General features: G+C 71.3%; 21 protein-coding genes. 8 read left to right on the top strand and 13 right to left on the bottom strand.

The window, feature by feature from the left end:
• Positions 1 to 94: 94 nt before the first annotated feature.
• Together rfbD and rfbB are read right to left on the bottom strand one after the other, a co-directional pair.
• A complete protein-coding gene (rfbD, locus tag AB0N03_RS50795; RefSeq protein WP_364388510.1) occupies positions 95 to 991 on the bottom strand; it encodes a dTDP-4-dehydrorhamnose reductase in 897 nt (298 codons plus the stop codon).
• Positions 992 to 996: 5 nt separating this feature from the next.
• Positions 997 to 1986 (bottom strand): dTDP-glucose 4,6-dehydratase, encoded by a 990-nt coding sequence (gene rfbB / locus AB0N03_RS50790; protein ID WP_364388507.1) that lies wholly within the window; start codon positions 1984 to 1986, stop codon positions 997 to 999.
• 137 nt (positions 1987 to 2123) lie between these two features.
• Between rfbB and AB0N03_RS50785 the strand changes: the two genes are divergently transcribed.
• Together AB0N03_RS50785 and AB0N03_RS50780 are read left to right on the top strand one after the other, a co-directional pair.
• On the top strand, positions 2124 to 3647 hold the full coding sequence (locus AB0N03_RS50785) for an LCP family protein (RefSeq protein WP_364388505.1): 1524 nt from the start codon (positions 2124 to 2126) through the stop codon (positions 3645 to 3647).
• 38 nt (positions 3648 to 3685) lie between these two features.
• Positions 3686 to 4987 (top strand): LCP family protein, encoded by a 1302-nt coding sequence (locus AB0N03_RS50780; RefSeq protein WP_364388503.1) that lies wholly within the window; start codon positions 3686 to 3688, stop codon positions 4985 to 4987.
• A gap of 6 nt (positions 4988 to 4993) precedes the next feature.
• Here the strand turns inward: AB0N03_RS50780 and AB0N03_RS50775 are convergent, their stop codons facing one another.
• Positions 4994 to 5824 carry an NAD(P)H-binding protein gene (locus tag AB0N03_RS50775; RefSeq protein WP_364388501.1) on the bottom strand — a complete coding sequence of 277 codons (831 nt, stop codon included), beginning with the start codon at positions 5822 to 5824 and terminating at the stop codon, positions 4994 to 4996.
• A gap of 109 nt (positions 5825 to 5933) precedes the next feature.
• Here AB0N03_RS50775 and AB0N03_RS50770 point away from each other — a divergent pair, with 109 nt between their 5' ends.
• Positions 5934 to 6644 carry a TIGR03089 family protein gene (locus tag AB0N03_RS50770; protein ID WP_364388499.1) on the top strand — a complete coding sequence of 237 codons (711 nt, stop codon included), beginning with the start codon at positions 5934 to 5936 and terminating at the stop codon, positions 6642 to 6644.
• Here the strand turns inward: AB0N03_RS50770 and AB0N03_RS50765 are convergent.
• A complete protein-coding gene (locus tag AB0N03_RS50765; protein ID WP_364388497.1) occupies positions 6641 to 7081 on the bottom strand; it encodes a DoxX family protein in 441 nt (146 codons plus the stop codon). The genes AB0N03_RS50770 and AB0N03_RS50765 overlap by 4 nt on opposite strands.
• Positions 7082 to 7326: 245 nt before the next feature.
• On the opposite strand from AB0N03_RS50765, the gene AB0N03_RS50760 reads away from it, so the two are divergent.
• Positions 7327 to 9177 (top strand): translation factor GTPase family protein, encoded by a 1851-nt coding sequence (locus AB0N03_RS50760; RefSeq protein WP_364388495.1) that lies wholly within the window; start codon positions 7327 to 7329, stop codon positions 9175 to 9177.
• Here AB0N03_RS50760 and AB0N03_RS50755 read toward each other — a convergent pair.
• A complete protein-coding gene (locus AB0N03_RS50755; protein ID WP_364388512.1) occupies positions 9174 to 9989 on the bottom strand; it encodes a DUF1206 domain-containing protein in 816 nt (271 codons plus the stop codon). The two genes, AB0N03_RS50760 and AB0N03_RS50755, sit on opposite strands and share 4 nt — an antisense overlap.
• 121 nt (positions 9990 to 10110) lie before the next feature.
• On the opposite strand from AB0N03_RS50755, the gene AB0N03_RS50750 reads away from it, so the two are divergent.
• Positions 10111 to 10512, top strand: coding sequence for a hypothetical protein (locus tag AB0N03_RS50750; protein WP_364388493.1), 402 nt, complete (start codon positions 10111 to 10113; stop codon positions 10510 to 10512).
• 25 nt (positions 10513 to 10537) lie between these two features.
• On the opposite strand, the gene AB0N03_RS50745 is transcribed toward AB0N03_RS50750, so the two are convergent.
• Positions 10538 to 11479: an alpha/beta fold hydrolase gene (locus tag AB0N03_RS50745; protein ID WP_364388491.1), complete on the bottom strand. Its 942-nt coding sequence runs from the start codon at positions 11477 to 11479 to the stop codon at positions 10538 to 10540.
• A 209-nt stretch (positions 11480 to 11688) separates the two neighbouring features.
• Positions 11689 to 12846 (bottom strand): acyl-CoA dehydrogenase family protein, encoded by a 1158-nt coding sequence (locus AB0N03_RS50740; RefSeq protein ID WP_364388489.1) that lies wholly within the window; start codon positions 12844 to 12846, stop codon positions 11689 to 11691.
• Between the two features lie 105 nt (positions 12847 to 12951).
• Here AB0N03_RS50740 and AB0N03_RS50735 point away from each other — a divergent pair, with 105 nt between their 5' ends.
• A complete protein-coding gene (locus AB0N03_RS50735) occupies positions 12952 to 14628 on the top strand; it encodes an AMP-binding protein (RefSeq protein WP_364388487.1) in 1677 nt (558 codons plus the stop codon).
• Here the strand turns inward: AB0N03_RS50735 and AB0N03_RS50730 are convergent.
• The gene (locus AB0N03_RS50730) at positions 14593 to 15630 is read right to left on the bottom strand and encodes an Lrp/AsnC family transcriptional regulator (RefSeq protein WP_364388484.1); all 1038 of its coding nucleotides are present in this window, start codon (positions 15628 to 15630) and stop codon (positions 14593 to 14595) included. The genes AB0N03_RS50735 and AB0N03_RS50730 overlap by 36 nt on opposite strands.
• 105 nt (positions 15631 to 15735) lie before the next feature.
• Between AB0N03_RS50730 and AB0N03_RS50725 the strand changes: the two genes are divergently transcribed.
• Entirely contained in the window at positions 15736 to 16419 is a 684-nt protein-coding gene (locus AB0N03_RS50725) for an SDR family NAD(P)-dependent oxidoreductase (RefSeq protein ID WP_364388482.1), read from the top strand.
• Between the two features lie 5 nt (positions 16420 to 16424).
• On the opposite strand, the gene purE is transcribed toward AB0N03_RS50725, so the two are convergent.
• From purE to AB0N03_RS50700, 5 genes are all read right to left on the bottom strand, one after another.
• Positions 16425 to 16922 carry a 5-(carboxyamino)imidazole ribonucleotide mutase gene (gene purE / locus AB0N03_RS50720; RefSeq protein ID WP_364388480.1) on the bottom strand — a complete coding sequence of 166 codons (498 nt, stop codon included), beginning with the start codon at positions 16920 to 16922 and terminating at the stop codon, positions 16425 to 16427.
• Between the two features lie 10 nt (positions 16923 to 16932).
• Positions 16933 to 18117: a 5-(carboxyamino)imidazole ribonucleotide synthase gene (locus AB0N03_RS50715; protein WP_364388478.1), complete on the bottom strand. Its 1185-nt coding sequence runs from the start codon at positions 18115 to 18117 to the stop codon at positions 16933 to 16935.
• Positions 18118 to 18230: 113 nt separating this feature from the next.
• Positions 18231 to 19439 (bottom strand): glycosyltransferase 87 family protein, encoded by a 1209-nt coding sequence (locus AB0N03_RS50710; RefSeq protein WP_364388476.1) that lies wholly within the window; start codon positions 19437 to 19439, stop codon positions 18231 to 18233.
• Positions 19414 to 20766, bottom strand: a complete 1353-nt coding sequence (locus AB0N03_RS50705) for a glycosyltransferase 87 family protein (RefSeq protein ID WP_364388474.1) — start codon at positions 20764 to 20766, stop codon at positions 19414 to 19416. Before AB0N03_RS50705 ends, AB0N03_RS50710 begins: the two co-directional genes overlap by 26 nt.
• Before the next feature lie 71 nt (positions 20767 to 20837).
• Positions 20838 to 21671: a GGDEF domain-containing protein gene (locus AB0N03_RS50700; RefSeq protein ID WP_364388472.1), complete on the bottom strand. Its 834-nt coding sequence runs from the start codon at positions 21669 to 21671 to the stop codon at positions 20838 to 20840.
• A gap of 269 nt (positions 21672 to 21940) precedes the next feature.
• Here AB0N03_RS50700 and AB0N03_RS50695 point away from each other — a divergent pair.
• Positions 21941 to 22840: sigma-70 family RNA polymerase sigma factor (locus AB0N03_RS50695; RefSeq protein ID WP_364388470.1), on the top strand; the 900-nt coding region annotated here is incomplete at its 3' end.

Below are 22840 nucleotides of genomic sequence, written 5' to 3'. Positions count from 1 at the left end.
CCCCAATGTGGCCTTGGTTGCGTTCAACGCACCCAAGGGGCCCTTCGGTGCGTTGAACGCACCGAAGGCCACATTGGGGCGCTTGGGTCTGGGCTTACTCGGCAGCGGCGAAGTAGGCGTCCAGCGCCTCTTCCCACGGCCGCATCGGGGTCAGCCACGCTTCCTGCCACGAAGCCGGTGACAGCACCGAGTACGCCGGCCGCGTCGCCGCCTGCGGGTACTCCGCCGACGTGCACGGGCGAACCCGCGACGGGTCCGCACCCAACCGCGAAAAGATCGCCTGGGCGAACCCGCACCAGCTCACCGAACCCGCGTTCGTGCAGTGCAGGATCCGCCGCTCCGGCCCGTCGTCGGCGGCCACGCGGGAAGCCAGCTCGAGGAGTCCCGACGCCAGATCGCCCGTCCAAGTAGGACCGCCGATCTGATCGTCCACAACGGACAAAGTGTCCCGGGAAGACTCCAGCCGCACCATGGTCTTCACGAAGTTCGACCCCGTGCGCCCGTAGAGCCACCCGGTCCGCACCACCCAGGACGAAGCCCCCGACCCGAGCACCGCGTCCTCGCCGGCCGCCTTGGTGCGGCCGTACGCCGAACGCGGTCCCAGCTCGTCCGCGGGCTCGTACGGCGAAGAAGCGTCGCCGGAAAAGACGTAGTCCGTCGACACGTGGATCAGCGGGACCCGCCGGGATGCGCAGGCCGCCGCCAGGACCCGTGGCCCGTCGGCGTTCACCGCGAACGCGCGGTCCTCGTCCTTCTCCGCCGCGTCGACCGCCGTGTACGCCGCCGCGTTGAGCACGACCGGTGCCGAGCCCGTTTCGCGGGCCCGGTCGGCCAGTGCGCCGACCGCCGCCAGGACCTGGCCCGTCGCCGTCACGTCCAGTTCGGCCGATCCCGGGGCGACGACGTCGACGTCGGGAGAAGCCAGCGCGGCCAGGTCGCGGCCGAGCTGTCCGGAACCGCCGGGCACGAGCACCGTCAGCCGCACAGGCACATCCTCTACTTCTTGAGCGCGGCCCGCTCCGCCAGGGGCTCCCACCACGCGCGATTGTCCGTGTACCAAGCCACTGTCGCGGCCAGACCGTCCTCGAAGGACACGCGCGGAGCGTACCCCAGCTCCGAACCGATCTTCGTGATGTCCACCGAGTACCGGCGGTCGTGACCCTTGCGGTCCTCGACCGGTTCGACACTGTCCCAGCTCGCCCCGACCGCGGCCAGGAGCTTTTCCGTCAGGGACCGGTTCGTCAGCTCGGTGCCGCCGCCGATGTTGTAGATCTCGCCGGGCCGCCCCGCCTCGGCGACCAGCTGGATGCCGTGGCAGTGGTCGTCCACGTGCAGCCAGTCACGGACGTTGAGGCCGTCGCCGTAGAGCGGCACCTTCCGTCCGTTGAGGAGGTTCGTGACGAACAGCGGGATGACCTTCTCGGGGAATTGGTACGGACCGTAGTTGTTGGAACACCGCGTGACGCACACCGGCAGCCCGTGGGTGCGGAAGAAGGAGCGCGCCACCAGATCGGAGGACGCCTTCGACGCCGAATAGGGCGAGTTCGGCTCCAGCACGTGGTCTTCGGTCCAGGATCCCGTCTCGATCGAGCCGTAGACCTCGTCGGTGGACACGTGGACGAACTTCGAGACGCCCGCTTCCAGCGCCGCCTGCAGCAGGTTCTGCGTGCCGAGCACGTTCGTCAGGACGAAGTCGGCGGCGCCGAGGATCGAGCGGTCCACATGCGACTCGGCGGCGAAGTGCACGACCAGGTCGATCCCGCGCATGACGTCGGCGACCTGCCTGGCGTCGCAGATGTCGCCGCGGACGAACTCGAGCCGCGGGTCGGCGGCGACGGGGGCCAGGTTGGCCTCGTTGCCGGCGTAGGTGAGTTTGTCCAGCACCACCACCTCGGCGTCGCGCACCGCCGGGTAAGCGCCACTCAGCACCTGCCGGACGTAGTGCGACCCGATGAAGCCGGCACCACCGGTGACCAGGACCCGCATCTTCCCGCCTTTCCTCGGCCCCGACCGGGGCAATCGGCCCCCAGCCTACGGAGGTCCAACAACACCCTCAGTAGAGTCGTGCCGGAGGCACAGGGGTGCCCAGGGGGAAGCACGGGGTTTCACAGGGGAGGAAGCGCGTGACCGAATGGCCTGCGCCGCCCGTCCCGGCGAGCCGCACCCACGGCGTCGCGATCTTCGCACGCCGTGGCGGCAAGGTCGTCGTGTCGTTGCTGTCCGTCGCGATCCTGGCCCTGACCTGGTACGGCTGGCACTTCATCGGCGACCCGAACACCGGCCTGACCACCACGAACGTCTTCGCCGACACCGAGGCGCACGCGAAGCCGCTCGACGGCGCGATCGACATCCTCCTGGTCGGCCAGGACAGCCGCACCGACGCGCAGGGCAACCCGCTGCCCCGCGAGGTGCTGGACATGCTGCACGCCGGCGTCTCCGACGGCGAGCTCAACACCGACACGATGATCCTCGTGCACATCCCCCAGAACGGGAAGCACGCGATCGCGGTTTCGTTCCCCCGCGACTCCTGGGTGGAGCTGGCCGGCGGTTACGGCAAGCACAAGCTCAACAGCGCGTTCGTCTACGCGTACACGGACACTTACAAAACGTTGCAGCGCCAGGGCATGACCGACCTCAAGGAGGCCGACGCGCAGGCGAAGGTCGCCGGGCGGAAGAACCTGATCGCCACGATCGAGAAGTTCATCGGCAAGCCGGGCATGATCGATCGCTACGCCGAGGTCAACCTGGCGAGCTTCTACGAGATCACCAAGTCGATCGGCGGCGTCGAGGTCTGTCTCAACGGACCGGTCAAGGAAGTGAAGTCCGGCGTGGACCTGCCGGGCGGACGCCAGACGATCGAGGGCGTGCAGGCGCTCGCGTTCGTGCGCCAGCGCTACGGCCTGCCCAACTACGACCTCGACCGGATCGCCCGCCAGCAGGCGTTCCTGTCCGGGCTGGCCCGCAAGGTGATCTCGAGCGACGTGCTGACCAGCCCGGGCAAGATCGCCGACCTGGTGGCCGCGGTCAAGAAGTCCGTGGTGCTGTCGCAGGGCTGGGACCTGACCGAGTTCGCCGCGCAGATGCGCGGCCTGACCGGCGGCAACATCGAGTTCCACACCATCCCCACCCAGGGCAACGCGGTGATCGGCGGCGCCGACGTGCTGCGCGTCGACCAGGCCGCCGTCCAGGCCGAAGTGGCCCGGCTGACCTCGGACGGCGACGCTCCGGCGGGGCCGACGCCGGCCCAGGTGCCGGGCGCGAAGGCCGTAACGGTCGAGCTGTTCGACGGCTCGGGCGCGGCGGGGCTGGCCGGCCAGACGCACACGATGCTCCAGGGAAAGGGCTTCACGGTCGCCGCCGACCAGAAGCTGAGCATCCGCAACACCACCGTCGTCCGGTACAACCCGGCCGACAGCGCCGCGCTGGAGCTGGTCAAGCAGGCGCTGGGCACCAGCGCCCAGACCGAGCCGGACCGGGACGTCACCGCCGGGCACGTGCGGGTGCTGCTGGGCAAGGACTTCCGCAGCTCGGCCGCCGGCCCGGGCGGCGCGCCGGCGACGTCGGCTCCGAAGACACCGTCGACCCCGGTGTCCGTCACCCCCGCCGCGCCGCCGATCACCGCGGGCGACGTTCCCTGCGTCAACTAGACTTCGGTACGCAGGGTGGTCGGGGGAGGTAAGCCAGGATGGAAGACGAGCAGGAACAGCCGGAGCCGGCCGCGGAGGCGGTGACGGAGCGCGACGATCCCGAGTGGAAGCCGTCGCCGTTCCCGCGGGAAGCGGCTGCCGCTCCGGTGGCCGGGGCGCCGTCGCGGGTGCGGTGGGCCGGGCGGGTCACCCGCCGGATCGCGGTCGGGCTCGTCTCGGTGCTCGCGCTCGGCGTCAGCGGCTACGCCTACGTCACCAAGGACCAGCTGCAGAGCACCGTCCCGACGACCGACGCGCTCACCCCGCGCGCCGGGGAGCCCGCGCCGCCGCCCGCGGACGACGGCGCCGACGACATCCTGCTCGTCGGCAGCGACGCGCGGACGGACGCGCAGGGCAACCAGCTCCCGCTGCGCGTCCTGAAGGAGCTGCGGACCGAAGCGAACAGCGGCGCGGTGAACACCGACACCGTGATGCTGCTGCGGGTGCCGAAGAACGGCTCGAAGCCGTCGGCGGTGTCGGTGCCGCGGGACACGTGGACCGACGTCCCGGGCCGCGGCAAGGCGAAGATCAACTCGGCGTACGGCATCGCGAAGGCGCACTTCGCGCAGGGCCTGCGCGCGCAGGGCGAGCGTGACCAGGCGAAGATCGAGCGCGACTCCGACACCGAGGGCCGCCGGGTGCTGGTGCAGGCGGTGCAGGACCTCACGCGGGTGCGGATCGACCACTACGCCGAGATCAACCTGCTGGGCTTCTACCTGCTCACCGAGGCGCTCGGCGGCGTGAAGGTGTGCCTGAACCACTCGACCGAGGACAAGGACTCGGGCGCGAGCTTCCGTCGCGGCGAGCAGACGGTGTCCGGCGGCGAAGCGCTGTCGTTCGTCCGCCAGCGCAAGAACCTCCCGCGCGGTGACCTCGACCGGATCGTGCGGCAGCAGGCGTTCCTGTCCTCGGCGCTGCACCAGGTGCTCTCGGCGGGCACGCTGACCAGCCCGGGCACGCTGAACGACCTGATGGACGCGGTGCACCGGTCGCTGACCCTGGATCCGGGGCTCGACCTGCTGCAGTTCGCGCAGCAGGCGAAGGGCCTCGCGTCGGGCGACCTCGCGTTCGCGACGATCCCGGTGATCACGGCCAACGGCCGCAGCGAGGACGGCCAGAGCATCGTGGAGATCGACCCGAACGCGGTCCGCGAGTTCGTGGCGGGCCTGGCCGGACGTCCCGCGCCGGCGGCGGCGAAGGCGCCCGGCGGGGCCCCCGCCGGCGGCGGCTCGGGCAGCGGTGCCGCCCCCGCCGCGGCACCGCTGCTCCGAGCGTCCGACGGAGTCCCCTGCGTCAACTGACGGAGCTCAGGCGAAGTCGGCGCGATGCTCCTCGGCCCACTGGCGGAAGGTGCGCGGCGCGTTCCCGGTCACCTCGCGCACCACGTCCGTCACCACCGACGGCTCCCGCGTCGTCCGCTCCATCGCCCGAAGGACCTCCGGCGGGACCTCCGGCGGCCAGCCCAGCGCGGTCATCCGCTCGGCGGCCTGCTCCGGCGTCAACTCCTCCACGCGCAGCGGCTTTCCGAGCACGTCCGCGAGCACGTCGGCCTGCTCGCGGAAGCTGATCGGCGACGGCCCGCTCAACCGCAGCGCCTGCCCGGTGTGCGAACCGGACGCCAGGATCTTCGCCGCGACGTCGCCGATGTCCCGCTCGTGGATCGCGCCGACGCGCGAGTCCGCGTACGGCGTCCGGACGACGCCCGAAGCGATGTCCTCGCGCCAGCCGAGCGCGTTCGTCGCGAACGAGCCCGGGTTGAGCAGCGTCTCCGCGAACGGCGCCGCGATCAGCGCCTCCTCCACCGCCCGGTGCAGGCGCGCGATCCGGCTCTGCGCGGACCGGGGCTCGAGCGTCGCGCCCGACGACAGCAGCACCACGTGCCGGACGCCGGCCGCTTCGGCCGCCTTCACGAAACCCTCGATCCCCTGCGGCCGCGTGTACAGGAACACCGCCGAGACGCCGTGGAGCGCGGCGTCCAGTGTGGACGGATCCTCCAGGTCGGCGCTGACCTTGGCGACGGGCACGTCGAGCGTGGTGGCGTCACGGCTGCTCGCGCGGACGTCCTGACCTGCGGTGACGAGCGCGTCGAGCACGGCGCGGCCGACGTGTCCGCGGGCCCCGGTGACGAGAATGGACATGGCTGTCCCCCAGTTTCCGAGATATATTTGCTTGCAAAGCAAACGTACTGAGCCGGAAGTCGTGGTGTCAACCGGCGAAGCGCGTGGTCCGCGCTTTAGCCTTGTCCGCATGAGCCTGACCGACGAGCTGCTGCGCCCGCTGCTGGCCTCGCCCGCCAAACCGTTGATCACCCACTACGACGACCAGCTGGGCAGCCGCGTCGAGCTGTCCGTGGCGACGACCGCCAACTGGGCGGCCAAAACGGCCAACTGGCTGAGCGAGGAATTCGACGTCGAACCGGGCGACGCCGTGGCCGTGCAGCTCCCGGCGCACTGGCAGACCGTGGGCGTGCTGCTCGGGGCGTGGTGGTGCGGGGCGCGCGTCGTGACCGAAGGGGCCGGCGCGCGGGTGGCGTTCGTCGGGCCGGACGACCCGGAGCCGACCGGTGCGGCCGCGACCGCCGTCGTGACGCTCGACCCGATGGGCCGCGGCCTCGACGAGCCGCCGGGCGGCGGCGCGTTCGACTACCTGACGGAGTCCCGCGCGGCGGGCGACCAGTACAGCCCGCTCTTCGCGATCCCCGGCGACACGGCCGCACTGTTCGAGTCCACTGTGGACGAGGTACTGGCCGAAGCCCGCGCCCGCGCGGCGAAACTCGGCCTCGGCGCGGACGACCGCGTGCTGTCCACCCGGGACTGGAGCGGGCCGGAGGGCATCCTCGACGGCCTGCTCGTCCCCCTGGCCGCCGGCGCCCACCTGGTCCACGTGAGCAACGCGAACGAGGCGAAGCTGGGAGCCCGCCGTGATGCCGAACGCACCACGGCGGACCTGCCCGCTTAAGCGTTCTGCAGCTCGCCGGCCTCGGCGTCGCGCCGGGCCCGCTTGCGGCCCCACAGCAGGTGGTCGAGCGAAAGCCGGCCGCCGTTGAAGCCGAGGGCGAGCCCGGCCAGCGCGAGCACCAGGACCAGCTCGTAGCCGCCCTGGCCGGTCAGGCCGTTGTCGATGTGCACCGAGAGCAGCGCGCCCACGGAGATCACCACGTACCCGATGCCGACCAGCGGCATCAGGAACCCGATGATGAACGCGATCGAGCCGAGGATTTCGACGGTCATCGCGAAGACCGCGGCGACCGTGGGCATCGGGATGCCCGTCATCGAGAAGAACTTCGCCGTGCCGTCGATGCCGTTGTTCCACTTCTGGAGGCCGTGCGCGAGGAAGACGACCGCGACGCCGATCCTCCCCAGCAACAGGGCTACGTCCTTGAATCGTCCGAACATCCGGTTTCAGCTCCCCGGTGGGTGAATTTTCAACTGACCCGCCCCAAGGTAGGGGCCCGCAACCCCGGGTCGAAGCTCCGGAGGGTGATCGACAGGGAACCGACAGGAACGAAAATCCGGTTGGCGCCGCCCCGCACAAGAGCTACCTTCGCCTGACCTGCGTCCCGACCGTGAGGAGACCCCGATGCGCCGACAGACCGATCCGCCCGGCCTGTCACCCGCATCACAAAGGACTCCTCACGACCGTGAAAACCCTGAACATCGGCATCCTGGCCCACGTCGACGCCGGTAAGACCAGCCTGACCGAGCGCCTGCTCTTCGAAGCGGGCGTCATCAGCCACCTCGGCAGCGTCGACCGCGGTGACACCCAGACCGACTCCCTCGAGCTCGAACGCCGTCGCGGCATCACCATCCGCTCGGCGGTGGCCTCGTTCGTGACCGGCGACACCCGGATCACGCTCATCGACACCCCCGGCCACTCGGACTTCGTCGCCGAGGTCGAGCGCGCGCTGCGCGTGCTCGACGGCGCGGTGCTCGTCGTGTCCGCGGTCGAAGGCGTCCAGGTCCAGACCCGCGTGCTGATGCGCACGCTGCGCCGCCTCGCCATCCCCACGCTGGTCTTCGTCAACAAGATCGACCGGATGGGCGCCCACGACCTCCTCGACGAGATCCGCGCGAAACTTTCACCCCGGGCGATCGCGCTGACCGCGTCACCCGGCGAGCTGGCCGAGTTCCTGGCCGACGGCGACGACACGTTTCTGGAGTCCTATGTGGACGACACGGTCGACGCGGCCGCCTGCCGGGCCGAGCTGGCCCGGCAGGTCGCCCGCGCCGAGGTGCACCCGGTCCTGTCCGGCTCGGCGATCACCGGTGCCGGTGTCGCGGACCTGGTCACGGCGATGGCCGAACTGCTCCCGGCCGCCGAGCGCACCGGCGACGGACCCTTGGCCGCAACGGTGTTCAAGATCGACCGCGGCCGCGCCGGGGAGAAGATCGCCTACGCCCGGCTGCACTCCGGTTCGCTGGCCGTGCGACAGCGGATTTCCTTCTACCGCGGCGAAACCGAACTCACCGGCCGCGTTTCCGCGATCGAAGTCGCCGGTGACGACGTGGCGCTCGCCGGGGACGTCGCCCGGGTGCGCGGGCTGCGGGAGGTCCGGATCGGCGACCGGCTGGGCCTTCCCAGCGCCGCGCGCGACGGCGTCTTCGCGCCGCCGAGCCTGGAGACCGTCGTCCGCCCGGTCCGGCCCGGCGAGGCCCCGGCGTTGTTCACCGCCCTGACCCGGCTGGCCGAGGAGGACCCGCTGATCGACGTCCGCCGGCACGGTCACGACCTCTCGGTCCGGCTCTACGGCGAAGTGCAGAAGGAGGTGCTGCGCTCGATGCTGGCCGACGGCGCGGGCATCGACGTCACGTTCGAGCGGACGCGCACCCTGTACGTCGAGAAACCGGTCGGCCGCGGCGAGGCCGTGGAGGAGCTGGATCCGGAGCAGCGGCTGTACTTCTTCGCGACGGTCGGGTTGCGGGTGGAGCCCGGTCCCGGTGTCACGTTCGGTCTTTCGGTCGAGCTGGGCTCGCTGCCGCTCGCGTTCCACAAGGCCATCGAGGAGACGGTCGACGCCACGCTCGAGCAGGGGCTGTACGGCTGGGAGGTGCTGGACGTCGCCGTCACGCTGACGCACACGGCGTTTTTCAGCCCGCTCAGCGCCGCGAGCGACTTCCGCAAGATGACGCCGCTGGTGCTGATGGCGGCGCTGAAGGAGGCCGGCACGCGGGTGCACGAGCCGGTGCACCGCTTCGAACTGGAGATCCCGGCGACCGCCGTCAGCGCGGCGCTGCTCAAGCTCGCGGACCTGCGCGCGGTGCCCGGTGAACCGGTCGCCGGGCCGTCGTCGTACACGCTGCACGGAACGATCCCGGCGGAACACGTCCACGCGTTCGAGCAGGCGCTGCCGGCGCTCAGCCAGGGCGAGGGCGTCTTCCTCAGCGAGTTCGCGGACTACCGGCCCTACCCCGGGCCGCCGCCGACCCGGCCGCGGACCGGCGAGAACCCGTTGGACCGCAAGGAATACCTCGCGCAGGTGGCCCGGCGTTAGCGCTTGTGTGCCCGGGCCGCGGCGAAGCAGTAGACGCCGAACGCGGCGAGGCCGAGCGCCACGATGGTCAACAGCACGGTGCCGAAGGGCTGGGCGGCGAGCGTCTTGAGGGCGGCGTCCAGCCCGCCGGCCTTGTGCGCGTCGGAGTCGAACCCCGCGATGGCCAGCAGGATCGCCACGACGGTGAAGACGACACCCTTGGCGAGGTACCCCGTCATGCCCAGCCAGCCGACCCAGCGCTTGGTCCGCCCGGGCAGCTCACTGGTGTTCAGGTCTTCGAGGAACTTCTTCTTCGCGCCCTTGATCCCGGCGGCGATCGCGACCCCGAGCACCGCGGCCGCGGCGATGACCACCAGCGCCGGGCCGGCGGGCAGGGACAGCAGCTTCGCCGTGAACTCCTGCTGGCTCTGGTTGCCCGATCCGCCGCCACCGCTGCCGGTGGCGATCCGGAACGCGGTGAAGCCGAGCACGATCACGACGACCCCGCGGGCGCCGGCGCCGATCCGCTTGCGCGTCCGCTTGCCGCCGCTGACCCACTCGTAGCCGGTGGCGGCCATCAGGAACTGCCAAAGCCCGAACAGGACCAGGCCGATGGCGATCACCCAGAGCAGGACCTGGCCGAACGCCGTGGAGCCGATCTGCTGCAGGGCGCCCTTCTGGTCGGGCTGCTCGCTTTCGCCGAAAGCGACCTGCAGGGCCAGGTAGGCGATGACGAGGTGCACGACGCCGTAGCAGGCCATGCCGATCCGGCCGAGCAGTTGCGCGGTGTTGCTCTTCTCGCCTTTTTCGGCTTCGGCCTCGGTCCGGTGCACGTCTCGCGATGCCCGGTTCACGCCGTCTGATGTCCGGTTCATGCCCTCGGGGTACCCACCACGGCCGCCGTCCGGTTGGGCCATGCGGCGCAATCGCGCACTGTGATGGGACGATCCCGGCATGGATGCGCGACTGGTCGGCTACTGGTCGGAGTCGGAGGTGTACCCCGGCTCGACCGAGTACACCGAACTGGGTTTCCGCGCGGACGGCACCGGCTGGCAGTACTGGTCGAGCTGGAGCACCGCGTTCGCCGTCCACCGGTTCGACTGGCACACGCCGGCGCCGGGCCGTCTCACCACGCGGCTGCGGACGGCGATCGACGGCACGTGGTCCCTCGACGGCCCGGACGTCGCCCATCGGATCGAACGCCGGGAGAACGTCGACGAGGTCGTCGAGGCGGCGTGGGAGCTCGAGCCGGACGGGCACCTGACGCTGGATCAGCCGCTGATCGACGTCCTGGGCGGCACGCGATTCCTGCCGGTCGAGGGCGGCGGCACGGACCCGACGCTCACCGAGGCCTAGGCCGTCCGGCGGACGGCACCGGCGATCAGCCGATCTCACCGCCGATCACCGGCGGCACCGGCACGCACGGGGGCGTCTTGGCGTGGGCCGGGTCGAGCGCGTTGAGCACCAGCCCCTGGGCGACGGGGTCGTAGGTGATGCCGAGGTGGTCGGTGAAGTCGAGCCCGCAGACGTTCTGCAGCAGGATGTTCTTGACGTTCGGCTTCGGGGCCAGGAAAGCGCTGGCGTACGGCGTGACGACGTCGTCGTAGCGGGTCTGGATGACGGTGTACTGGATGCCGTCGACGGTCTCGCCGCCGGCGTTGAGGTCGGTGAGGAAGGCCGAGCCGACGGCCTGCTCGTTGCACGACTGGCAGACGGTGCCGAGCGCGGCCGGGACGCCGGGGATCATTTCGAGGGTGCTGAGCAGGCCGAAGAGATCGGTCCCGTGGTTGGACGGCGACAGCCCGACGAGCCGGCCGATCTCGCCGGCGCCACCGAGGTACTTGATCCAGTACCGGACGTTCATCCCGCCCTGCGAATGCCCGACGACGTCGAGCTTGCTCGCGCCGGTCGTCGCCAGGATCTTGTCCCCGAAGGCGGCAAGCGCTTTCGCGGTGTCGGCGACGGGCCCGACGGTCTGCAGGAAGCTCCCGGGCGCCCCGCCGAAGTTGCCGGCGAAGACGCAGTAGCCGGCGTTGGCGAGCTTCTGGGAGAGGTTGGCCCAGTTCTCGTAGGCGTTGGCGGTGGTCCCGTTGGAGAGCAGCACGGGGTTCGGGTGCTTGTCGGAGGGCTTGCAGTTCCAGTCGTTCGCCCCGGGCGGCGCGATCGTGGGGGCGCCGACCGAGTAGAGGGCCGCCGTGAGGATGTTGGGCTGCACGGGCCCGGTGGGTTCCTTTTCGGCCGCTTGCCCGGTGCCGGCCCCCAGTGCCAGCGCCGCCACCGTAGCGACGGCCGCCGTGAGCCACCTGCGCGTCGTTGCGCCCATCCGTTTCACCTCTCTGTGAACCGATGGTGATCCGCGTCACCGATGGGTTAACGCGCGGTAACTTGCCCGGACACTCCCCCTGGTGAGTGATTTTCTTCCGCCGTTTGACCTGCTACGAGTGACACGAGACGGCTGAGTGGCACTTACCGATGTGACAAAGCCCCCGGCACTTTCGAGTGCCGGGGGCTTTGCCGAGGTCGAGCGGAGGGTCAGCCGCGCAGGAGAGCCCGGGCCATGACGACCTTCTGGATCTGGTTGGTGCCTTCGTAGATCTGCGTGATCTTCGCGTCGCGCATCATGCGCTCCACCGGGAAGTCGCGGGTGTAGCCGGCGCCGCCGAACAGCTGGACCGCGTCCGTCGTCACCTCCATCGCGATGTCGGACGCGTACGTCTTCGCCGCCGATGCCATGAAGCCCGCGCGCTTGTCGCCGCGCTCCGAAGCCGCCGCTGAGGCGTACACCAGGTGGCGGGCCGCCTCGATCTTCGTGCCCATGTCGGCCAGCATGAACTGGACGCCCTGGAACTCCGCGATCGACTTGCCGAACTGCTTGCGGTCCTTCACGTACGCGATCGCCGCGTCGAGCGCACCCTGGGCGATGCCCAGCGCCTGCGCGCCGATCGTCGGGCGCGTGTGGTCCAGCGTGCGCAGGGCCGTCTTCAGCCCGGTGCCCGGCTCGCCGATGATGCGGTCCTCGGGGATCGTGCAGTTCTCGAAGTAGATCTCGCGCGTCGGGGAGCCCTTGATGCCGAGCTTCTTCTCCTTCGGGCCCACCGAGAAGCCCGGGTCGTCCTTGTGCACGACGAACGCCGAGATGCCGTTGGCCTTCTTCTCCGCGTCCGGGTCCGTCACGACCATCACCGTGTACCAGGACGACTCGCCCGCGTTGGTGATCCAGCACTTGGTGCCGTTGAGCACCCAGTGGTCACCGTCGAGCCGGGCGCGCGCACGCATCGACGCCGTGTCCGAGCCCGCTTCGCGCTCCGAGAGCGCGTACGACGCCGAAGCCTCGCCCGACGCGATCGAGGGCAGCACCAGCTTCTTCACGCTCTCCGAACCGGACAGGATGATGGGCTGCGTACCGAGCTTGTTCACCGCCGGGATCAGCGACGCCGACGCGTCGACCCGCGCGACCTCTTCGATCACGATGCAGGCGCCCACGGCGTCCGCGCCCTGGCCGTCGTACTCCTCGCCGATGTGGACGGCGTTGAACCCGGACTTGACCAGCGCGCTGTACGCCTCGATCGGGTAGCGCTCGTTCTCGTCGACCTCCGCCGCGTACGGCGCGATCTCCTTCTCGGCCAGAGCCCGGACCGCGGCCCGCAGCTCCTCGTGCTCCTCGGCAAGCTGGTACAGGCCGTCGGTCACTTCCGGTCACCTTCTCTACGACGTCGGGAGGGTTCTGTCGATGTTAGCGCTCGTTCACCAGACGCGTCCTTGTGTCGTTGACCGCACGATTCGTACAGTCGAGTGATGCCGCTCACCGCGCCGACGACGCCGCCCGGTTTGCCCGTCTCCCTCGACTACCCCGAAGCCCCGGTCGGTTCGCTCATCGCCGCGGGCGCCGCCCGCTGGGGTGACCGGACCGCCTTCGTCCACGACGGCCGCAGCCTCACCTTCGCCGAGACCTACCGCGCGGCCTGCCGCTTCGCCCACGCGCTGCGGGCGCAGGGCGTGGGCCGCGGCGACGTCGTGGCCCTGCACCTGCCGAACTGCCTGGCCTTCCCGATCGCCTACTACGGCACGCTGCTGGCCGGGGCGACCTTCAGCCCGGCCAACCCGCTGCTCCCGCCGGCCGACCTCGCCTTCCAGCTCGCCGACTGCGAGGCCGCGGCCGTCGTGACGTTCGGGCCGGTCGCCGGGGTGCTGGCGAGCGTGGCCGACCGGATCCCGGCGCGGCTCACCGTCGTCGTCGGCCCCACCGGCGACCTGCCCGGGGGCGCCGTCGAGTTCGAGGCTTTCCACGCGGGCCAGCCCGAGGAGCGGCCGGACGCCGGCACGGCGGTCCACGAGGACCTCGCGCACCTCGCCTACACCGGCGGCACCACCGGCCGGTCGAAGGGCGTGCGGCTGACCCACCGCAACGTCGTGGTCAACACCCTCCAGCACGCGTGCTGGGGCACCGGCTCGGTGCCGGCGCTCGACGAGCACGGCGACGTCACGATCGACCAGATCGGCAGCGAGGACGAGTGGCCGTCCCGGCTCGGCACCGGCGTCGCGATCAACCTGACCCCGTGGTTCCACGCGATGGGCATCATCGGCGGGCTGAACGCGGCCGTCCTCGCCGGCACCACGACCGTGCTCCACGCGCGCTTCGACCCCGCCGCCTACATCGCCGACGCCGAACGGCTGCGGATCACCGGCATCGGCGGCGCGCCCGCGTTGTTCGCCGCGCTGCTCGCGACGCCGGCCTTCCACACCGCGGACCTGTCGTCGGTGCGGTCGATCGGCTCCGGCGCGGCGCCGATGAACCACGCGATGATCAACGCGCTGCGCGAGCGGTTCCCGGGCGTGGTCGTCGCCGAGGGGTACGGCCTCACCGAAGCGACCATGGGCGCGGTCATCTCCCCGACGTACCGCTCGGGCACGCGCAAGGTCGGCTCGGTCGGCTTGCCGATCTTCGACACCGAGGTCAAGGTCGTCCCGGCCGAAGGCGGCGAGGACCCGCTCCCGGCGGGCGAGAAGGGCGAGGTCTGCCTGCGCGGGCCGCAGATCATGCTCGGCTACCGCAACCGCCCGGAGGAGACGGCGGCCGCCCTGGTCGACGGCTGGCTCCACACCGGCGACGTCGGCATCCTCGACGCCGACGGCTATCTGTCCATCGTGGACCGCAAGAAGGACATGCTGCTGTACAAGGGGTACAACGTCTTCCCGCGCGAGCTGGAGGAGCTGCTGATCACGATGCCCGGCGTCGCGGCGGCGGCCGTGGTGGGCCGGCCCGACACCGAGGCCGGCGAGCTGCCGGTCGCCTTCGTGGTGCCGCGCGGCTCGTTGGACGCCGATGAGCTGATGGCCGCGGTCAACGAGAAGGTGACGCCCTACAAGCGGTTGCGGGAGATCCACGTGGTCGAGCAGATCCCGGTGTCCGCCGCCGGGAAGGTGCTCAAGCGGGAGCTACGGCAGCAGCTGATCGGCGAGCTGCCCGGCTAGCCGGTCGCCGGACAGGAGCGTGCCGGCCTGCTTGACGTGCTTGAGCAGCGGGGAGACCTCCATGCTCTGCAGCCCGGGCAGCGAGCCGATCCGGTCCGAAGTGAACTCGAACAGCTCGTCGAGATCGCGGCAGTGCGCGACGGCATGGAGGTTGTGCGGCCCGGAAACCGCCGCCGCGAACGCGATCTCGGGCTTCTGCGCAAGCGTGCGCCCGACGTCCTTGACCGCCGACGGGTGCACGCGCAGCCAGAGGTTCGCCCGGGCGTGGTAGCCGAGTGCCGCGGCCGCGATCTCGACGTCGATGTGGACGACGCGCAGCCGGAGCAGCGTCTCCAGGCGCCGTGCGGCGCGGCCGGGCGTCAGGTCCGCCGCCGCGGCGAGGTCGACCAGGGCGGCGCGGCCGTCCGCGGCCAGGACGTCGAGCAGCTTTTCGTCCTCCGCGGTCAGCTGCACGGGCTCGCGGGCCACGACCGGGGCTTCCGTGAACGGCGACGCGTCGGTCCCGAGCATCGCTTCCTGCTCGGGAGTCAGGGTGCCCCGCAGCGCCGCCCAGTAGTGACCGCGGCCGCCGACGAACTGGCGGAGCATCGCGGACGCGTGGATGTCGAGGACGGCCGCGGTCCGCGGCAGCTGCTGACCGAGCAGGTCGTCGCGCTGTTCCCGGGTCCGCGACCGCACCGCGAACCCGATCTCGGAGCCCCCGGCGCAGAGCCCCACCCAGCTGACGTCGTCGCGCTTCGCGAGGGCGTCGGCGATCGCCGCGACGCTGCCGGGACGGCACCGCAGCCGCACCAGCCACTTGCTCTGGCCCAGCGCCCCCGGGTCGACGATCCCGGCCACGCGGAGGACGCCCTCGGCCCGAAGCCGCCGGTAGCGGCGGCCGACCGCGTTCTCGGTGACGCCGAGCGCGGCCGCGATCGAGGCGAACGAAGCCCGCGGGGCGATCTGGAGCGCGCGGATGAGACGCACATCGTCGGGCTGCACGGTGCCGGATTCAGCCATCGACGCTCCTCTCGTCGAGGCAATCCTACAAAACCGCCTTCCGCACGGGCGCGGTCGGCGACCGGCGGACAGACTCGGAGCGCAACCGACCGAAGGGAACAGCCCATGGAGACCGCCCTCATCATCGGAGCGTCGCGCGGCCTCGGGCACGCGATCACCACCGAACTCGCCGGCCGCGGCCGGCACGTGATCGGCACGGTCCGCGACCCGGCCGCCCGGACACCCCTGCACGACCTGGCGGACGCGTCGGACGGACGCGTCGAGGTCGAGCACCTCGACATCACCGAGCCCGCTCAGCTGCCGCCCCTGCGCGAACGGCTCGCCGGTCGCCGGCTCGACCTGCTCTTCGTCAACGCCGGCACCACGAACAACCCGGCGACCCCGATCGGCGAAGTGTCGACGGCCGACTTCGTCGACGTCATGGTCACCAACGCGCTCAGCCCGATGCGCGTCATCGAAGCGCTCGCACACCTCGTGCCTGCCGACGGGCTCATCGGCGCGATGTCCTCCGGGCAAGGCAGCATCACGAACAACACGGCCGGCTCGCGCGAGGTCTACCGCGGCAGCAAGGCGGCGCTGAACATGTTGATGCGCGGCTTCGCCGCCCGCCAGGCCGACCGGGCACTACTGCTCATGGCCCCCGGCTGGATCCGCACCGCCCTCGGCGGCGACCAGGCGCCGTTCACCCTCGAGGAGACCGTGCCGCTGATCGTGGACGTCCTGCTGGCCAAGCTCGGCAAGCCCGGCCTCGAGTTCCTCGACCGCGAGGGCAAGACCGTGCCGTGGTGACCCCGCTAGTGGCCGGTCTTCGCGCGCAGCGCCGCGTCCTTGTCCAGGACCAGCTTCTCCAGGTCCTGCTGGAACGCCGCCATCTTCGAGCGCAGGCCTTCGTCGGACGCCGCCAGGATCCGGACCGCCAGCAGGCCCGCGTTGCGCGCGCCGCCCACCGACACCGTCGCCACCGGGACACCCGCCGGCATCTGGACGATCGACAGCAGCGAGTCCAGGCCGTCCAGGTACTTGAGCGGGACCGGGACGCCGATCACCGGCAGCACCGTCGCCGACGCGACCATGCCCGGCAGGTGGGCCGCGCCGCCCGCGCCCGCGATGATCACGCGGACGCCGCGGGCCACCGCCGACGTCGCGTAGTCCAGCATGCGCTGCGGGGTGCGGTGCGCCGAGTAGACGCCGACCTCGTACTCGACGCCGAACTCGTCCAGCGCCGCACCGGCCGCATCGAGGGTCGGCCAGTCCGAGTCGCTGCCCATGATCACGCCCACCTGCGGCGCCATACCTGATCTCCTAGTGGATTTCGTAGCCGTCGAGCCAGACGGCGTGGGACAGCCAGTGCGCCGAGAGCAGCGCGCGGTTGCGCAGGTCGTCCATGCGCTCGCCGGTGAAGTTGACGTGCCCGAGCTTGCGGCCCGGCCGCTCCTGCTTGCCGTAGAGGTGCACCCGCACTTCCGGGTACCGCGCGAAGAGGTGGTGCAGCCGCTCGTCCGGCCCCATCTCGGGCAGCTCCGGCGCGCCCAGCACGTTCGCCATCACGCACGCCGGCGCGATCAGGTCCGTCCGGCCCAGCGGGTAGTCGAGCACCGCCCGCAGGTGCTGCTCGAACTGCGACGTGCGCGCGCCGTCCATGGTCCAGTGCCCGGAGTTGTGCGGGCGCATCGCCAGCTCGTTCACCAGCAGCCCGGTGTCCGTCTCGAACAGCTCGACCGCGAGCAGCCCGGTGACGTCCAGCGTCGAGGCGATCCGCAGCGCGAGGTCCTGCGCCTCGTGCACGCGCTCCGGAGCGAGCCCCGGCGCCGGGGCCAGCACCTCGGTGTTGATGCCGCCGGTCTGCACCGTCTCGACCACGGGGTACGCCGCGCCCTGGCCGAAGGGCGAGCGGGCGACGAGCGCGGCCAGCTCCCGCCGCATCGCCACCTTCTCCTCGACCAGCAGCGGCGTGCCCGCTTCCAGGAGCTCCGGCACGGTCTCGCGCGCGTGCCGCGCGGTGTCCAGCATCCAGACGCCACGGCCGTCGTAACCACCGCTGGACGCCTTGAGCACGACCGGCCAGCCGTGCTCGCCGCCGAACTTCACCACGTCGTCCACAGAGGACACTTCGGCGAAGGCCGGGCCCGGCACGCCGAGGCCCGCCATCATCTCGCGCATCACCAGCTTGTTCTGCGCGAAGCCCAGCGCCGACGGTGCCGGCCGGATGAGGAAGCCCTCCATCGCCAGCGTCAGCAGGTGCTCACCCGGCACGTGCTCGTGGTCGAACGTGAGCACGTCGACCGACGACGCGAACTTGCGCAGCGCCTCGAGGTCGGTGTGGTGCCCCAGGGTGACGTCGCCCGCGACGAGCCCGGCGGCTTCGTTCTCCCCCGCCGCGAGCACGCGCAAGGACTGGCCGAGGGAGATCGCCGCCTGGTGGGTCATCCGGGCCAGCTGGCCGCCGCCCACCATGCCCACGACGGGCAGACCGGTGTGTTTGTCCATAGCGCGCTCAGCCTACTGCGCCGATTTTTGACCAATCCGACCGGCGGTCACGGCGGAAAGGCGCGGTGAGCGGGTCGGCTCCGGACCGTTTCCGCCTGCTTTCGGCCGGATTGTCAAACGGTGACGACCTGCGGTGACCGCCGGACCAGACGTAGCTCACGCGCCGCCAGTCCGAGGATCCCGGCCGCCGCCGCGAGCACGTAGACGTTGCCGAGGACCGACCAGCCCGGGCCCCAGCCGAACTCCGTGTCGCCGCCGTTGGGCACCAGCATCACGATCTGCGAGGCGAACAGCGCCGCGACCGCCGCCGCGACCCAGCGCCACCCCTTCACCAGCAGCAGCGTGAGCAACGGCACGCACCACACCCAGTGGTGCGACCACGACACCGGCGACAGCAGCAGCCCGTAGAACGCCGTCACCAGCAACGCGCCCGCGTCTTCCCCGCGCCGGTGCAGCCGCACGACCAGCCACACCGCGGGTACGGCCAGCACCGCCGCCACCCCGACCGCCACCGCCAGCGACCAGGGCGCGAGGTGGGTGGCCCGGTTGACCAGCCCGTTGAGCGACTGGTTGAAGATCCAGTGCACCGACCCGACCCGGCTCGGGTCGGTCGCCGAATCCCGCCAGAACCGCGCCGCCTCGACCGGGATGACCGCGAACATCACCGCTTCGAGCGCCACGAACGTGCCCAGGGCCCGCAGCCCGTCCTTCCACCTTCCCGTGAAGAACAGGTGCGGCACGAAGATCAGCGGGGTCAGCTTGATCGCCGCCGCCACGCCGATCAGCACGCCCGCCCACCGCGACCCCCTGGCCGACAGCACCAGGACGTCCAGCACCACGAACGCCATCAGTATCAAGTTGATCTGGCCCAGGAACAGCGTCTTCCACACCGGTTCCAGCGCCAGAGCGATGGCCGTTCCCGCCGGCAGCGCCCACCGGCTTCTTCCCAGAAGCGATGAGTGCCCCGGCGACGACGAAACCACCGTGATCACGACCATAAGGGCGACCACCGACAAAAACGCGAGCACGCCCCACACCAGGCCCGGCGGCACGAGAGCGAGCGGCAGGAACAGCGGCGCGGCGGCGGGTGTGTAGGTGAACGGCAAGCGCACCCAGTCCGGCAAAGCCGTCAGCACGTCCCGCGTGTAGAGCGGGTCGCCGTGCAGCAGCGTCAGCGCCCCGGCGCGGTAGACGGCGCTGTCCGCACCGAGGTGCCACCCGGCCAGCCAGACGACGACGCCGAGCGCCAGCACGGCCAGCGCCAGAACCCCCCCGAGCACCCGGCCGGTGCGCGCCTCAGACGCCGGTCGTGACGTCGACATGCTCGTCCGGCGCGGCCTTCTTCTTCCGGGCCCGCCGCTGCAGGCCCCAGCGCAGGATCAGCGCCGCGGCCAGCACGAACGGCATCAGGATGTAGGCGTCCCCCAGGATGTTCTGCCACACCTTCCAGTGGAGCTCGACATTGCGGCCGTTCGGCAGGATCAGCAGCACGCAGCTCAAGAACACGAACGCGACGAGGAACGTCCCGGTCCAGCGCTTCCAGGCCGTCGCCGGGGTGGTCTTCGGCAGCCGCGACACCAGCAGCACGATCAGCGGGACCACCCAGACCCAGTGGTGGGTCCACGAGATCGGCGAGATCAGCAGCGTCCAGAACGCGGTGACCAGCACCGCGGCCAGCGCCTGGCCCTTGCGGTGGAACCGCATGAGCAGCCACAGGGCCGGAATCGCGAGCAGCAGGCCGATGCCCATCGCCGCCTTCGACGCCCACGGCGCGAGGTCGGTGGCCCGGTTCATCAGCGCGTTCAGCGACTGGTTGCCCGCCCAGTGCACCGGCCCGATCCGCCCGGTGTCCGGCAGCGTGATGGTCCAGTACTTGGCCGCGTCGTGGGCGTTGATGAGGAACATCAGGCCCTGGAGGACGACGAACGTCGCGAGCCCGCGCAGCGCGTCCTTGCGGCGGCCGGTGATGAACAGGTGCCCGAGGAAGACCAGCGGCGTGAGCTTGATCGCCGCCGCGACGCCGACCAGCACGCCGCCCCAACGGCTGCCCCGCGCGCCGATGACCAGCATGTCCAGCAGGATCATGGCCATCAGGATCAGGTTGATCTGGCCGAGGAAGATCGTCCGCCACACCGGCTCGAGGCCGAGGAAGACCAGGAAGAACACGATGGTCGAGCGGGCGGGCGAGGCCCACCAGCGCGGCCCGTCGGCGGCCGGGCGGGGCAGCGCGCCGATCGCGATCCGGATCGACAGCGCCATCGCGGCCAGCGAAACGCCGGTGATCAGGCCCCAGGAGATCTGCGTCGGGAACGCGGCGAGCGGCACGAAGATCAGCGCGGCCGTCGGTGGGTAGGTGAAGGGCAGCAGCGCCCACCACGGTTCGGGGGCGAGGGTGTTGGAGTCGTAGAGGGAGTCGCCGTGCAGCAGCGTGAGCGCACCGGCCCGGTAGACCGCGCTGTCGACGCCGAGCACCCAGTCGTGCTGCCAGCCGTAGATGCCGTACCCGATCGCGACCAGCGGGATCACCGCGAGGATCAGGATCGACCGCGGGCGGACGGACAGCCGGGCGAGTGACTTCCGCAGGGCCAGGCGGTGCGACGATCTGGCCGCGACTGCGCCGTCGACGTCGGTGGATACGGTCCGGGTCACCTCACCAGGAAATCATGAGCCGTCCGGTCCGGGTCAGAAGGGTCCTGGCGGAACCGGACTTTTCACGCGTTCTACACGCGAGCGAGGTGGGCCAGCAGGTCGCACGCCATTTCGTGGGTGGCGGGCAGGCGCACCGCGGACACCCGGGGCCGGCCGGTGTCCGCCAGCTGCGCATCGACGGAAAGTCGTTCGTTCAACGCCCTTCGCAGCGCGACGCCGTGCGAAGCAACTCGCTCGTCCTTCGGGACCAGCGCGGCTACTACGGACGGCCCGAGCGAAGCGACGCTCTGCCCGCTGTCGAACACCGTCCGCAGCGCGTCCGCGACGAGGATCATCCCGGTCAGCCGCGGGAACCCGGTGACCGTGGTGAGGTCGAGCGAAACGACCAGCAGCACGTGGTCCTCGGCGGCCGGCCGCTCGCGCGCGGCGGCGGCCCGGTAGACCTCGTAGAGCCGGGTGCGCAGGTAGGCGGCCGAGGGCAGGCCGGTGAGCGGGTCGGTGACCTCGGTGTGCACGAGCTGGTCGGTGGCGACGTCGGCCCAGGCCAGCGCGGTGGTGCGGAGCAGCCGCGCCGGCGTGGCGTCGACGTCCGGCGAGACGAACCCGTCGTCGCCGTGGTCGAGCACCGCGTGCAGCGCGGCCAGGTCGGCGAGGGTTTCCGCGAGCCCCGCGCCGGCCGCCGCCCGGGCCCGGGCCAGCCCGGCCAGTGCGGTTTCGGCGGCTTCGACGCGGCCCTTGGCCATCACGGCCGCGCAGACGGCGTCGACCTCGGGCAGCGCCCAGTCGCTCGGGAACCGCCACCCGGCGGCCAGGCTGGCCGTGCGCCAGCGGGCACGCAGCGTGCGCAGGGCGCGGTCGGCGAGCGGAGCGCCACCGGGACCGGAGCGCGTAGCCGGAACGTCCACTGGCCGCCTGCCCCTTCCGTCCGGTCCGTGTCGATCTTGCTCGGTGCTTCACGGTGAGGACGTGCCCCACCGGACCCCGTGACGCGTACTCGCGAGTTTTGTTGAGAAGCTTTTCCACGGCGCCACCCGGAGGTGGGTGATTTTGCTCCGCCGTCGGAGTCAACACCCCGACCACGACGTGACGGCCCGGGGTGGGTCAGTCACACTTGTCTCGCGTCGCGGACCCGCCTGTAATGGCAGGTCCTGGCCTTAACCGACCGAGGAGTGCCGTGTCCACCGTTCCCGCCGATCTCAGCGGAAAGAGTGACGCCGAGCTGATCGCCGAGGTTCGCGCCGGGAAGATCGAGTCGTACGGGCCGCTTTACGAACGACACACCGGTGCGGCGCACAACCTCGCACGTCAGCTGGCCCGTTCGAGCTCGGAAGCCGACGACCTCGTGTCCGAGGCGTTCGCGAAGGTGCTGGACACGCTGCGTGGCGGTAAGGGGCCGGACACAGCCTTCCGGGCGTACCTGCTGACGGCACTGCGTCACACCGCGTACGACCGCACCCGCAAGGAACGGCGGGTCGACCTCAACGAGGACATGACCGGCGTCTCGGCCGAGGCGCTCACCGTCCCCTTCTCCGACACCGCCGTCGCCGGGCTCGAGCGGACGATGGCCGCCAAGGCGTTCGCGCGGCTGCCCGAACGCTGGCAGGCGGTGCTCTGGCACACCGAGATCGAGCAGCAGAGCCCGGCCGAGGTCGCGCCGCTGCTGGGGCTGACCGCGAACGGAGTCTCCGCGCTCGCCTACCGCGCCCGCGAAGGGCTGCGCCAGGCGTATCTGCAGGTCCACCTGCAGGAGAACGAGGAGGAACGCTGCCGGGCCTGCGCCGAGCGGCTCGGCGCGTGGACCCGCGACGGGCTGTCCAAGCGGGAACGCGCCCAGGTCGAGAGCCACCTCGACGAGTGCGACAACTGCCGGGCGCTGGCCGCGGAGCTGGCCGACGTCAACGGCGGGCTGCGCGCGATCATCGCCCCGATCGTCCTGGGTGGCGCCGCGCTCGGCTACCTCGCGACCATCGGAGCCGCGAAGGCGAGCGCGGCCACCGCGGCGGCCGCCGGTGCGGCCGCGGCCGGTGCCGCCGCGGCCGGGGGCAAGGCCGGCGCGGCCGCGGGGGCCGCCGCC

The organism is Amycolatopsis sp. NPDC051061, assembly GCF_040682935.1.
Taxonomy (GTDB): domain Bacteria; phylum Actinomycetota; class Actinomycetes; order Mycobacteriales; family Pseudonocardiaceae; genus Amycolatopsis.
The sequence above is the reverse complement of the archived record's forward strand: the minus strand, read 5'-3'. Positions and strand labels throughout refer to the sequence as shown.